At 70.3% G+C, this 12180-nt stretch carries 10 protein-coding genes; 4 read left to right on the top strand and 6 right to left on the bottom strand.

The annotated features are described in order from the left end of the window. Nucleotides 1-4 precede the first annotated feature (4 nt). Entirely contained in the window at nt 5-1204 is a 1200-nt protein-coding gene (locus G6N19_RS15425; RefSeq protein WP_193465250.1) for a PPE family protein, read from the top strand. A gap of 18 nt (nt 1205-1222) precedes the next feature. Beyond that, nucleotides 1223-2476 (top strand): PPE family protein, encoded by a 1254-nt coding sequence (locus tag G6N19_RS21635; protein WP_408632508.1) that lies wholly within the window; start codon nt 1223-1225, stop codon nt 2474-2476. 68 nt (nt 2477-2544) lie between these two features. Here the strand turns inward: G6N19_RS21635 and G6N19_RS15415 are convergent, their stop codons facing one another. Further along, nucleotides 2545-4134, bottom strand: coding sequence for a serine/threonine-protein kinase (locus tag G6N19_RS15415; protein ID WP_193465248.1), 1590 nt, complete (start codon nt 4132-4134; stop codon nt 2545-2547). Between the two features lie 412 nt (nt 4135-4546). Here G6N19_RS15415 and aroA point away from each other — a divergent pair, with 412 nt between their 5' ends. Both aroA and rsgA read left to right on the top strand, forming a co-directional pair. Continuing rightward, nucleotides 4547-5839 (top strand): 3-phosphoshikimate 1-carboxyvinyltransferase, encoded by a 1293-nt coding sequence (gene aroA, locus G6N19_RS15410; RefSeq protein WP_193465247.1) that lies wholly within the window; start codon nt 4547-4549, stop codon nt 5837-5839. Next, nucleotides 5836-6816 (top strand): ribosome small subunit-dependent GTPase A, encoded by a 981-nt coding sequence (rsgA, locus tag G6N19_RS15405; protein ID WP_013829893.1) that lies wholly within the window; start codon nt 5836-5838, stop codon nt 6814-6816. The genes aroA and rsgA overlap by 4 nt, the downstream gene beginning before the upstream one ends. 16 nt (nt 6817-6832) lie before the next feature. Here the strand turns inward: rsgA and G6N19_RS15400 are convergent, their stop codons facing one another. The 5 genes from G6N19_RS15400 to G6N19_RS15380 all read right to left on the bottom strand — a co-directional run bounded on the left by G6N19_RS15400 (nt 6833) and on the right by G6N19_RS15380 (nt 12165). After that, a complete protein-coding gene (locus tag G6N19_RS15400; protein ID WP_013829894.1) occupies nt 6833-8092 on the bottom strand; it encodes a fatty acid desaturase family protein in 1260 nt (419 codons plus the stop codon). Nucleotides 8093-8177: 85 nt separating this feature from the next. Continuing rightward, on the bottom strand, nt 8178-9323 hold the full coding sequence (locus tag G6N19_RS15395; RefSeq protein ID WP_013829895.1) for a ferredoxin reductase: 1146 nt from the start codon (nt 9321-9323) through the stop codon (nt 8178-8180). Nucleotides 9324-9360: 37 nt separating this feature from the next. Beyond that, nucleotides 9361-9870 (bottom strand): DUF6912 family protein, encoded by a 510-nt coding sequence (locus tag G6N19_RS15390; protein ID WP_013829896.1) that lies wholly within the window; start codon nt 9868-9870, stop codon nt 9361-9363. 88 nt (nt 9871-9958) lie between these two features. Then, on the bottom strand, nt 9959-10774 hold the full coding sequence (gene ppk2 / locus G6N19_RS15385; protein WP_083035878.1) for a polyphosphate kinase 2: 816 nt from the start codon (nt 10772-10774) through the stop codon (nt 9959-9961). Then, a complete protein-coding gene (locus G6N19_RS15380) occupies nt 10771-12165 on the bottom strand; it encodes a WS/DGAT/MGAT family O-acyltransferase (RefSeq protein WP_013829898.1) in 1395 nt (464 codons plus the stop codon). Before G6N19_RS15380 ends, ppk2 begins: the two co-directional genes overlap by 4 nt. Between the last annotated feature and the right edge of the window lie 15 nt (nt 12166-12180).

Here is a 12180-nt window from a genome sequence, read left to right as displayed (position 1 = left end):
GACAATGGACTATTTGTCTTCACCGCCGGAGGTCACCTCCACACTGATCTACGCCGGGCCCGGCTCCGGGCCCATGGTGGCGGCGTCCTCGGCCTGGAGCTCGCTGGCCGCGGAGCTGAAATCCATTGCCGCCCAGTACCGGGCAGTGATCGGTCAGCTGACCTCGGAGGAATGGCTGGGGCCGGCGTCGGCGACGATGGTCACCGCGGTCACGCCCTACGTGAACTGGATGGAGCTCACCGCCGCGCAGGCCGAGCAGGCCGCCACCCAGGGCCGCGCCGCCGCGGCCGCGTACGAGACGGCACATGCTCAGACGGTGCCGCCGGTGGCCGTCTACGCGAACCGCGAGATGCTGCAGGAATTGGTCAACACCAACATCCTCGGGCAGAACACCCCGTCGATCGCGGCCACCGAGGCCGAGCACGGCGAGATGTGGGCGCAGGACACCATGGCGATGTACGGCTACCAGGCCCAGTCCAGCACGGCCACCCAGCTCAACGAGTTCGCCCCGCCGCCGAACCCGACCAACCCGGGCGGCGAGGCGGCCACAGGGAACGCGGCAACGGGGCAGGCGGCGAGGGCATCCAGCGCCTTGCAGAACCTGTTCCGCCCGATGTCGGCCGAGAGCACGGGCAGCCCCGCAGGGGACATCCTCGAAGACCCGAACTTCAAGCTGGGCGACGAGGCCATAAGCATGGCCACCGGCCAGATCACCATGCACTCGAACAACCTCTGTGCGGTCTGGCGTGGTATGAGCGGTCTGACCGGCCTGCAGAAGATGTTCGCCGATGGGGCGAAGGACGCTGCCAAGGCCGCTTCCGGAGCCGCCTCCGGAGCCGCCGGCGCGGCCTCCGGGGCCGCCTCAGGTGCCGCCAACGCCGCCTCCGGAGCCGCCTCGGGTGCCGCCAGCGCCGCCTCGGGTGCGGCCAGCTCACTCGGTGGCTTGTCGGTGCCGCCGAGCTGGACTGTTCCGTCGGCGCCGTTGAGCGGCGCCCTGGGGCCGGTGTCGGGCGGCACGTGGCAGCCGATCGGCGGTGCGGCCGGCAGCGGAATCCTCGGCAACACCCCGATGGCGCCCCCGATGGGGATGGCCGGCATGCCGGCGGGTGCCGCGGGTGCGGCCGGGGCCGGCTTCAAGGGGTTCGGCGCGCCGCGCTACGGAAGCCCGTTGACAGTCATGCCACGTCGTCCGTTCGGCGGATAGACCGAGGAAGCCCAAGTGATCGACTACGGGGCGCTGCCGCCGGAGGTCAATTCCGCACGCATGTACGTGGGAGCCGGCTCCGGTCCACTGTTGGCAGCCGCGGGGGCCTGGGACGTCCTGGCCCAAGAGTTGAGCATCACCGCTGCTGCGGTGCACATGACCATCACCGACCTGACCAGTGGTCCGTGGCGTGGACCGTCGGCCACCGCCATGGCGGCTGCCGCACTGCCCTACACCACCTGGTTCCAGACCACCGCCGCGCAAGCCGAGCAGGCGGCCCTGCAGGCCAAGGCCGCGGCGGCCGCCTACGAAGCCGCGTTCGCCATGACCGTGCCGCCGCCGGCGGTGCTGGCCAACCGGGTCCAGCTGATGACGTTGGTCGCCACCAACTTCTTCGGTCAGAACACCCCGGCGATTGCGGCCACCGAAGCCCAGTACGCGGCGATGTGGGCGCAGGACGCCGCGGCGATGTACGCCTACGCCGGTGGTTCCGCGGCCGCCACGCAACTGTCGGAGTTCACCTCGCCGCCGCAGATCACCAATCCGGCCGGGCCCGCCGAACAGGCCGCCGCGACCAGCAATGCGGCCGGGAACTCGGCGGCGACGCAGGCGCTGAACCAGTCGCTCGCCCAGGCCGGCACCGCCAGCGGGACGCCCACCACGCCGGGCACCCCGGTGCCCCCGGGCACCGCGCCGCCCGGAGAACCGGTGTCGCCGCTGACCGCGTTCCTGCAGAGGTTCGTCGATGCGATGAAGCCGCTCGACAGCATGCGGGGCAACCCGCTGCTGCCGACGCGGTACATGCATCCGGCCGGTGAAGTTTTCAAAGGCTGGCAGCACGCGGGCTCCGGCCCCGCCGGTGTGCGCACTTTCCTGGCGGACTCGGCGAAGGCCGCTGAGGAAGCGGCCAAGAGCGCCGGCTCCGCCGCTACCCGCACGTCGGGTTTCACTCCCGCGGCACCGTCCGCCGCGGTGGGCCGGGGTATCCAGCTCGGCGGGTTGTCGGTGCCGCAGAGTTGGCCCGTCGCACCGAGTGGGGCCAATCAGGCCGCGGCGACGCTGGTGTCCCGGATGGCCGCTTCCAGTGGCGCCGCGGCCTCGGAGGCCGGAGCGATGCCCCGCGGCGCCGGTATGGGCAGTATGGCCGGCCTGGCGGCGCTGCCCGCGGCCGCAGCCGGCGCCGGTGGCGGTGGCGGGCCCACCGGTTTTCGCTTCGTTCCCCGCTACGGCTACCGCCACCGCGTCATGAACCGCCCGCCCAGCGCCGGCTAACCGATCGCTGCCTGATCAACCGCGCCGCGCACCGCACGCGGCGGCAGGCCTTGACGGCAGCGGGAAACTCAGGCCGGTTTGGCGGGTTTGACGGGTTCGACGGGGTCCACGGCTCCGACGACCTCCGCCGGCGCATCGCCGAAGCGACTGGCGACCACCGGAACCCAGATCTGGGCGCCGCGCTGGGAACACTCGTTGGTGTCGACGGTGGCTACCATCGCGCCGTGCAGCACGCCCGGGATGGTCGGCGACAGCGTCAGCACCTGCGTGGTGGTGTGGGTGCCCAGCCGCCCGTCGGGCGCCATGCACGGCCCCTCCAGCTGCTGCGGCTCGGACCGCCAGGTCTCGTTGGCGTATTCGAGCACCATCTGGGTGCCGCCGTCGGGCAGCGTCGCCGCTTTCCGGTGATCCTTCTGGTCGAGCATCCTCGCCGAGGCGGTGCAGGCCTTCTCGTCGCATGACGTCCGGATCGCCCACCAGGTGCTCACGTTGGGCGGGTGCGGGTTGGGGACACCGTTGTACTTCTCCCCCGCCCGGTTGGCGTCCACCCGGTAGGTCCCGTCGAACGCCGGCGCCTTGACCGGCGGCACCACCGCGGCCGCCGGCTCGCCACCGGCGGCGGCCGTCTCCACCTGCTCGTCGGCCAACATGCGCGGGACGACGGTCGCCACCGAGCCGACCAGCACCAGCGCCAGCGGCACGACGAGGGCCGGCCGGGCCAGTGTCGCCAACCGGCTCCGCGGCGCCGGGTCCGGCACCGCTCGCGGAACACCCCGAACGACGGTGCTCGCGGCGTCGGGTGCATCCTCGGCATCCGGATCGCCCAGCCGCTCGGCGAGCGCCGCGACGAAGTCCGAACAGTTCCGGAACCGCTCGGCGGGGTCTTTGGCCAACGCCGCGGCCAGCACGTCGTCGAGTTCTTCCAGCTCGGGACGCTGCGCGCTCAGCGGCGGTGGCGGCGTGTTCAGATGGTGGCTGATGACGGTCACCGGGTTGTCGTGCTGGAACGGCGGCGTACCGGTGAGCATCTGGAAGGTGGTGGCGGCCAGCGCGTACTGGTCGGCGTATTGCAGCGCCTCGGCGCCCATCAGTTGCTCCGGCGCGGCATAGGCGATGGTGCCGATCGCCAGGTTGCTCGCGGTCAGCCCGGTGGGCCCGCTCAGTTGCCGGGCGATGCCGAAGTCGGCCAGCACGGCCGTCAGCTCGCCGGCTTCGGACTCGGTCACCAGGATGTTGCTGGGCTTGACGTCGCGGTGCACCACGCCTTGCCGGTGGGCGTAATCGAGCGCGTCGGCGATGGTCGCGACGATCGGGACCACGGCTTCCGGGGGCATACCGGCCGGAAACCTGCGGGTGATCAGCTCGGCGAGGCTCTCGCCGTCGACGTACTCCATGGCGATCCACAACCGTCCCCGGTACTCGCCACGATCGTGCACCCGCACGATGTTCGGGTGGTCCAACACCGCGGCGGCTTCGGCTTCCCGCCGGAAGCGCTCCTCGTACTCGTCGTCGGCGCTCAGCGACCGGCGAAGAACCTTCAGCGCATCACGGCGCGGGAGCCGGGGATGCTGCGCGAGGTACACCTTGCCCATCCCGCCGGCACCCAACAGTTTGAGGATGGTGTACTCAGCAAAAATAGAGCCCGCTGCCAGAGCCATGCCGCGATGGTAACGATCCCGGGTGAACGGCCGGGTGCGGCAAAGCGGCCAATCGGCAAAGAACGCGTCCAGCACACCCCGTACGCCGGGTTCATGCGGCGCTCCCAGCTTCGCCTCTCCTCCGTCGAGCCTCGCTGAACCGCTGTGTTGATGCGGCGCTCCCAGCTTCGCCCCTCCTCCGTCGAGCCTCGCTGAACCGCTGTGTTGATGCGGCGCTCCCAGCTTCGCCCCTCCTCCGTCGAGCCTCGCTGAACCGCGGTGTTGATGCGGCGCTCCCAGCTTCGCCCCTCCTCCGTCGAGCCTCGCTGAACCGCGGTGTTGATGCGGCGCTCCCAGCTTCGCCCCTCCTCCGTCGAGCCTCGCTGAACCGCCGGATACCAGCGTCGGAGCAAAACGCTGGCAGGATGAAGCCGTGACGACTTGGCCGGCACCGACCACCACCACCCCTGTCGACGCCACGGTCACCGTGCCGGGCTCGAAGTCCCAGACCAACCGGGCGCTGGTGCTGGCGGCGCTGGCGGCCGCGCGCGGTGGCGGGGTCTCTACCCTCTCCGGGGCGCTGCGCAGCCGCGACACCGACCTGATGCTCGACGCGCTGCGTGCGCTGGGCCTGCGCGTCGAGGCGGTGGCCCACCAGGTGACCGTCAGCGGCGAGATCGACCCCGAGCCGGACACCTGGTTGAACTGCGGCCTGGCCGGCACCGTACTGCGGTTCGTCCCGCCGCTGGCCGCGCTGGGCACCGCCACGGTGACCTTCGACGGCGACGAGCAGGCCCGGGCCCGGCCCATCGCTCCGCTGCTGGATGCGATGCGCGGCCTGGGCATCGCGGTCGACGGTGACACCCTGCCGTTCACGATCAAGGGCACCGGGTCGGTCACCGGCGGCACCGTGGCGATCGACGCCTCGGCGTCCTCACAATTCGTTTCGGGCCTGCTGCTGGCCGCGGCGGCGTTCGACGACGGGCTGACCGTGGTGCACACCGGCGCGTCGCTACCGTCGGCGCCGCACATCGCGATGACGGTCACGATGCTGCGCCAGGCCGGGATCGACGTCGACGACACCACCGCCAACCGCTGGCGGGTGTCGCCGGCCACCCTTCAGGCCCGGCACTGGGAGATCGAGCCGGACCTGTCCAACGCCACCCCGTTCATGGCCGCGGCCGTGGTCACCGGCGGTGAGGTGCGCATCGCCGACTGGCCGGCCCTCGGCGTCCAGCCGTCCGACACCATCATCGACATCATCGGCAGGACGGGCGCGACGGTGCGCCACAGCGATTCGCAGCTACAGGTACAGGGGCCGCCCAGCTACGGCGGGTTCGACGTCGACCTGCGAACGGTCGGCGAGCTCACGCCGACCGTCGCCGTGCTGGCCGCGCTGGCGGAGCCGGGATCGGTGTCTCGGTTGAGCGGTATCGCGCACCTGCGTGGCCACGAGACCGACCGGCTGGCGGCGTTGACCACCGAGATCAACCGGCTGGGCGGTGACGCCGTTGAGACTCCCGACGGCCTGGTCATCACCGCGGCGCCGCTGCACGGCGGAACCTGGTGCTCCTATGCCGATCACCGGATGGCCACCGCAGGGGCGATCATCGGCCTGCGGGTCCCCGACGTCGACGTGGAGGACATCGAGACCACCGGCAAGACCCTGCCCGCGTTCCCCCGGATGTGGGCGGAGATGCTGGCCGATTCGGGTTCGAGCGCTTGAAGCCCGGCGACTACGACGAGTCCGACGTCAAGGTCCGCTCCGGCCGCGGCTCCCGGCCGCGCACCAAGATCCGCCCCGAACACGCCGACGCCCGTTCGGCCATGGTGGTCAGCGTCGACCGCGGCCGCTGGGGGTGTGTGCTGGACGGCGAGCCGGATCGACAGATCACCGCGATGCGCGCCCGGGAACTGGGCCGCACCCCGATCGTTGTCGGCGATGACGTCGACGTCGTCGGCGACCTGTCCGGCCGGCCCGACACGCTGGCCCGCATCGTCCGGCGCGGTCCCCGCCGAACAGTGTTGCGCCGCACCGCTGATGACACCGATCCGACCGAGCGGGTGGTGGTCGCCAACGCCGACCAGCTGCTGATCGTGGTGGCCCTGGCCGACCCGCCGCCACGCACCGGGCTGGTCGAGCGGACGCTGATCGCCGCCTACGCCGGTGGACTGGTGCCGATTCTGTGCCTGACCAAGACGGACCTGGCCGATCCGGGGCCGTTCGCCGGCCAGTTCGCCGACCTGGATCTCACGGTGGTCACCGCAGGGCGCGACGATCCGCTGGACGCCGTGGCGCCGCTACTGCAGTCCCACATCACGGTGTTGCTGGGCCACTCCGGGGTGGGTAAATCGACGCTGGTGAATCGCCTTGTCCCGCAGGCCGGCCGAGCGGTCGGGCTGGTCACCGACATCGGCCGGGGCCGGCACACCTCCACCCAGTCGGTGGCGCTGCGGTTGGCCGGATCCGGCTGGGTGATCGACACCCCGGGCATCCGATCGTTCGGGCTGGCCCATATCGCGCCCGACGATGTGCTGATGGCGTTCTCCGATCTCGCCGATGCGATCACCGAATGCCCGCGCGGCTGTGGACATCTGGGGCCGCCGGCCGACCCTGAATGCGCCCTGGACTCGCTGAGCGGGCCCGCGGCACGGCGCGTCGCCGCGGCGCGGCACCTGCTGTCCACACTCCGCGAGGGTTAGCGCGCCACAACGAAGATCAGGCGGCCAGGCGGGCCGGCTTGTCGCGCCGCCAGCCCCGCACGGTCGAGATCGCGGTCTTGAGTCCGCGACGCCGGCCGGTCACCGGGTCGGCTCCGGTCGACGCCGGGCCCAGCTCGGCGAACATCCGCTCGCTGCGGGTCTCCGGGGCGTCATCGGCGGTGTCACGCAGGAATCGGTCCGGCAGCGACAGTTTGGCGATGGTGCGCCAGGTCTTGCCGTACTGCACCAGGAAGGGCCCTGAGGTGTAGGGCAGGTCGTAGCGCTCGCAGATCTCGCGCACCCGCACCGCGATCTCGGGGTAGCGGTTGCTGGGCAGGTCCGGGTACAGGTGGTGTTCGATCTGATGGGACAGACTGCCGCTGAAGAACCGCATCGGCTGCCCGGCGTCGATGTTGGCACTGCCCAACAGCTGCCGCAGATACCAATGGCCGCGCGTCTCGCCGACCATGTCGGTCTTGGTGAATTTCTCGGCACCGTCCGGGAAGTGGCCGCAGAAGATGATCGCGTTGGACCACACGTTGCGGATCACATTGGCGATCGCGTTGGCCTTGCATGTCGAGCCGAACGTCGCGCCGGGCGACAGCGCGGTCAGCGCCGGGAACGCGATGTAGTCCTTGAACAACTGCCGACCGGCTTTGCCGGCGAACTCCCGCAGCCGCACCAGCGTCGCCGCACGATCCGCACGACCCATGAAGATCTTGCCGATCTCCAAGTGCTGCAGGGCGACTCCCCACTCGAACCCGATCGCCAGCATGGTGTTGTAGAACAGGTTGAACAGGTTGAAGCGCTTCCAGGGCGCGTCGCGGGTGACCCGCAACAGGCCGTAGCCCACGTCGTCGTCCATCCCGAGGATGTTGGTGTACTTGTGATGCTGGAAGTTGTGGGTGAAGCGCCAGTGCTTGGACGACCCGGCCATGTCCCACTCCCAGCCGCTGGAGTGGATCTCGGGGTCGTTCATCCAGTCCCACTGACCGTGCATGACGTTGTGGCCGATCTCCATGTTCTCGATGATCTTGGCGACCCCCAGCGTCGCGGTGCCGGCCCAGCGGACCGAGCGGCGAGAGCCGGCGGCCAGCATCAGCCGGCCGGTCACCTCGAGCACCCGCTGCGCGGCGATGGTGCGACGGATATAGCGAGCGTCGCGCTCACCGCGGGATGCCTCGATGTCGCGGCGGATCTCGTCGAGCTCAGCGGCGAGATTCTCCACATCGGCGTCGCTGAGGTGCGCGAACACCTCGACGTCGGTTACCGCCATCGAACCGCCTTTCGGGCATGGATACCAAAAACCTTGACCTACGATATCGTAACCTACGTTGGCGTAGGTTACCAACGGGTAACCCTCAGACGTCCAGTTCGCAGTCGCCGGCGGCCGTCGAGATGCACGTCTGGACGCGGGTGCCCGGCTCATGATCGGCGCCGGTGCGCAGATCGCGGACCTGGCCGGCCGTCAACTCCACCACACAGGACTGGCAGATACCCATCCGGCAGCCGAACGGCATCTGCACCCCGACGCTCTCACCGGCCTCGAGCAGCGTCGTCGCCGCATCCGTCACGACGCTCTTGCCGCTGGCGGCGAAGGTGACCGTACCGCCACCGTCGGCCACCGCGGTACGCGCGAGGGTGAATCGCTCGATGTGCAGCCGGTCGGCGATCCCGGCGGCCGCCCAGATGCGCTCGGCGTCACCCAGCAGCGGCGCCGGCCCGCACGCCCAGGCCTGTCGGCCGCGCCAGTCGGGCACCTCGGCGTCCAGCGAGCCCGGGCCCGACAGGTCCAGCCGGCCTTCGGTGCGGGTGGCCCGCAACAGCAGCCGGTAGCCGGGAAACTCACGCGCCAGGGCCGCCAACTCCTCGGCGAACAGCACGTCGTCGGCGGTGGGCGCCGAGTGCAGGTGCACCACGTCGGTGATGCCGTCCCGGCGGGCCAGGGTCCGCAGCATCGACATCACCGGGGTGATGCCGGACCCGGCGGTCAAGAACAGCACCGTGGCCGGCGGCGGATCCGGCAGCACGAACTCACCCTGGGGGGCGGCCAGCCGGACCACGGTGCCCGGGGCGACCCCGTCTACCAGGTGGCTGGACAGGAATCCCTCGGGCATCGCCTTGACGGTGATCGCAATGGTGCGTGCCTCGGTCACGGGGCTGGAGGTCAGCGAGTAGGACCGCCAGCGCCAGCGGCCGTCGACCAGCAGGCCGATGCCGATGTACTGACCGGCGGTGTAGTCGAAGTGAAAACCCCAGCCCGGTTTGATGACCAGCGTCGCCGAATCGGCGGTCTCACGCCGCACCTCAAGCACCCGCCCGCGCAGCTCACGGGCCGACCACAACGGGTTGGCCAGTCGCAGGTAGTCGTCCGGCAGCAGCGGGGTGGTGATGCGTGTGGCGATGCGGCGCAACGCGTTCCAACCCGGATGGCGGTCGGCGCCGGCGACGGTCGGCCGTTTGGTGTCGCCGATGTTCGCGGTGACCGCGGAATGTTTCTTGCTCACGATGAACCTACGGTAGCGTAGCTTCGCCCGGCCGACATCAGAGCAGGTCAAGCAGGAACGGCAGCTCCTGGGTGGCGTACCAGGCCAGGTCGTGGTCCTGGGCGTCGCCGACGGTCAGCTCGGCGTCCTCGTCGCCGAGGTCGGCGTCATCGATCGCGGCCACCGCCGCGCGCACCGCCGGTTCGGCGGCCGCGTTGTCCACGTAAGCCGCGACGACGTCGCCGATCTCAACCCGCCCGGCCAGCCGCACCACGGCGGCATCGAGATCAGGCCGCGCGGCTGCGCCGTCGACCTCGGCGACCAGCACCGCCCGGCGGGTGGGCAGCGTATCGCCGTCCGGGCCTGTGCCGGCGGCACCGAGCAGCCGCAGCGAGGCCAGCGCTGCCTCGGCGAGTGCCACCTCGGCCAGTTCCTCGTCGTCGCCGTGGGCGTAGGACTCCCGCAGCGCCGGGGTCACGGCGAACGCGGTCCCGCTGACCGCCTGCAGTGATCCGTCGGCGACCAGTTGGGCCAGCATGGCCAGCGTCGCCGGGATGTACACGCGCATGAGCCCAGACCTTAGCGGTGATCGCGAGCGCGGCGAAGCCGGGCGAAGCGGGTCGCCGCCATCAAACACAGCGGCCCGGCCGGGCCGGTCATGCCTCGCCCGCCAGCGTCGCCGCGTAGTCCTCGACGTAGCGGTAGTTTCCCCGGTCGGGGCGCTGGTAACCATCGCCCGCCGCGGGCCGGTCCGGCAGTTCCACCTGTGGCAGCGCCACCTCGCGGTAGGGAATCGTCGACAGCAGGTGCGCCATCATGTTCAGCCGCGCGTGCTTCTTGATCTCGGACTCGACGACATACCAGGGGCTTGCCGGGACATCGGTGTGCGCCATCATCTCGTCACGGGCCCGCGAGTAGTCATCCCAGCGATTCACCGACTCGAGGTCCATCGGCGACAGCTTCCACTGCTTCAGCCGATCGTTGCGCCGGTTGCGAAACCGGCGCAGCTGTTCCTCCTGGGAGACCGAGAACCAGTACTTGCGCAACAGGATCCCGTCGTCGATCAGCAGTTGCTCGAACACCGGTGCCTGCTCGAGGAAGCGCGCATGCTCGTCGGCCGTGCAGAACCCCATCACCTTCTCCACGCCGGCGCGGTTGTACCAGGACCGGTCGAAGAGGGTGATCTCGCCGCGGGCCGGCAGCGCGGCGACATAACGCTGGAAGTACCACTGCCCGCGTTCACGTTCGGTGGGCGCCGGCAGGGCCGCCACGTGGACCACACGCGGGTTGAGGCTCTCGGTGATCCGCTTGATGACACCGCCTTTGCCGGCCGCGTCGCGGCCTTCGAAGATCACCACGACTCGGGCGCCGGAGCGCCGCACCCATTCTTGGAGTTTCACGAATTCGGTTTGCAAACGCAGCAATTCGGCCTGGTACACATCGTCGGCGATCCGGGCCTGCGCACCGCTCATGTGGCCGCCTCCAGCAGTTCGGCCAGCGCCTCGTCCAACAGTGCCGAGACCAGGCCGACGTCGCTCATCGACTTGCGGTCGGCGTTGACCCCGTAGTACAGCGTGCCGTTGTAGGACGTGACCCCGATAGTGAACGCCTTGTTGGGCAGCAGCGGGGGCACGCTGTAGGTCTCGAGCAGTTTGGCGCCGCAGACGTACAGCTGCCGCTGCGCGCCGGGCGCATTGGTGATCAACAGGTTGAACACCCGCCCGGAGAACCCGGCGAACGCGGTGGCGACCCGAACGCCCATCGCATGCAGCGTCGGCGGCGCGAAGCCCGACACCGTCAGAATGGTGCGGGCGTCCACCAGGCCGGTCGGCGTTGGGTGCGACTCGGTGGCGTAGGCGATCTGGGACAGTCGCACCACCGGATTGGGTTCTCCGACCGGCAGATCCACCAGGAACGGGGTGACCGCACCGATTGGCTGACCGGCGGTGTCGTACTCATGGTCGGGATACACCGACAGCGGCGCCATCGCCCGCACCGTCCGCGTCGAGGACACCGGCTCGCCGCGGGACAGCAGCCAGTTGCGCAGTGCCCCGGTGATCACGGCGAGCACGACGTCATTGATCGCGCAGCCGTAGCGGGCGCGTACCGTGCGGTAGTCCTCCAGCGCCCCGTGCGCCACCGTGAAGAGGCGGTTCTGCGACACCTGGGTGTTGAGCGGGGTGTGCGGCGCGGTGCCGCGCACCAGCGCCCGGGCGGTGTCGAATGCCTTGCGCCCCACCCAGGTCAGCGGGTCGCTGAACGTCGATCCGACCGCTTGCAGCTGGGCTCGAGGTGCCGCCACCCAGTCCCCGACCGCCCCCAGCACCAGTTCGACGGCGCCGGGCTCGCGCCGCGGAACCCAGATGTCCTCGTCGAACGGCGGCGGGCGCTGCGTCCGGTCCACCAGGACATGCCCGAGCGCCGGCGCCGCCATTCCGTTGACCAGCGCCTGATGCGACTTGATGTAGACCGCGATCCGGTTGTCGGCCAGCCCCTCGATCAGGTACAGCTCCCACAGCGGCCGGTGGCGATCCAGCGGCTGCTGCCCGAGATGGGCGATCAGCTCGTGCAGCTGGCGGTCGCTGCCCGGCGAGGGCACCGCCAGATGGCGTACGTGATAGGTGATGTCGAACTCGTGGTCGTCGACCCACACCGGCCGGGCCAGGCTCATCGTGACTTCGCGGATCTTCTGCCGGTAATACGGGATCTGCGGCAGCCGTTGCTCGACGGTGGCCAGCAGCTGCTCGTAGCTCAATCCGCCGCGCGGCCGGCGCAGGATGAACAGCGATTGCACGTACATCGGCGTGGTGGTGTTCTCCAGCCGGTAGAAGGCCGCGTCCGTCGCCGACAGCCGGTTCACCATCGCCGCCCGCCCTCC

This window comes from Mycobacterium novum, from assembly GCF_010726505.1.
Taxonomy (GTDB): domain Bacteria; phylum Actinomycetota; class Actinomycetes; order Mycobacteriales; family Mycobacteriaceae; genus Mycobacterium; species Mycobacterium algericum.
This window is presented reverse-complemented; position numbering and strand designations above follow the sequence as displayed.